The sequence below is a fragment of the Sphingomonas sp. 2378 genome, from assembly GCF_038084995.1.
GTDB lineage: Bacteria > Pseudomonadota > Alphaproteobacteria > Sphingomonadales > Sphingomonadaceae > Sphingomonas.
Genome location: NZ_JAXCMJ010000106.1, coordinates 1 through 1,147 on the forward strand (window position 1 = coordinate 1; position 1,147 = coordinate 1,147).

At 63.6% G+C, this 1,147-nt stretch carries 1 pseudogene; it reads left to right on the plus strand.

From position 1 onward, the window contains the following. Positions 1 to 159 precede the first annotated feature (159 nt). Positions 160 to 921 (plus strand): annotated as a pseudogene (locus tag SM191_RS19465) (IS3 family transposase); the annotation flags it as partial. Positions 922 to 1,147: the final 226 nt, after the last annotated feature.

The window sequence follows — 1,147 nt, forward strand, 5'->3', positions numbered from 1 at the left end:
CCTGATCTTGAACCGCTCGGAGAAAGAGTGGAGAATGCCGCCACGTGAGTGGACCATGGCAAAGGCACAGTTCGCCGTCATCTTCGGCGAACGCTTCATTAGGGCCATGGCGGCGTAATGTTCATCCGCCCGCCCGCACACGAAATTCCTGACACTCCCCGGGCACCCAGCGCGCGAACGACGGCCAACCTGGCACTTCTCGGCGACATACGTCGGCTCCAGGCGCGTCATCAGGGACGATACGGATCGCCCAGGATGCATGCCGCCCTGCGGGCGGAAGGCCATTGCTGCAGCCGTGGCCGCGTCGAGCGCCTCATGCGCCGGCATCGCATCCGCGCGCTGGCCGGGCGCCAGTTCCGGCCGTGCACCACCGACAGCCGCCACTATCTGCCGATCGCCCCGAACCTGCTGGCGCAGCGCTTCACGGCTTCTGCGCCGAACCGGGTCTGGCTCGCGGACATCACCTACATCGCCACCGGGGAGGGCTGGCTGTATCTCGCGGCTGTCCTCGACCTCGCGACCCGCAAGATCGTCGGCTGGGCCATGCGCGACCATATGCGCACCGAGCTGCCGCTCACCGCACTGATGATGGCAGCCCAACGCAAACGACCAGCGCCTGGCCTCATCTGCCACTCGGATCGCGGGTCGCCATACGCGGCCGGTGCATATGGCGATTACCTGGCGGTGATCGGCGCGGTGCCCCCGATGAGCCGCACCGGCAATTGCTACGACAATGCCCCGATGGAGAGCTTCTTCCATACCCTCAAGGTTGAACTCGTTCATCTGTGTCGGTGGGCGACGCAGGCCGAAGCGCGCCAGGCGCTGTTCGGATACATCGAAGGCTACTACAATCGACACCGTATGCACTCGGCCATCGGGTATCTCACGCCCGAACAAGCCGAGCAGCGCATGATCGGCTAACCCAGCGTGTCCGCCGAACCGGGGGAAGATCAATCTGCTCGTCAGTCAGCCAAAACAGGTCACTCATCCCGGCCTCCTCGCGAAGCCTGAATCAGATCGCGACGCTCACATCAATGGGTCCTGACCCTAGGTGTTTGATCCCGGCATTTGATGGTGCGGGTTTGATGTAAAGCGGGCTGGCTCGTTTTGCCATGCTTTGCAGATGGCCTCGTAGGGTGTGAGACCT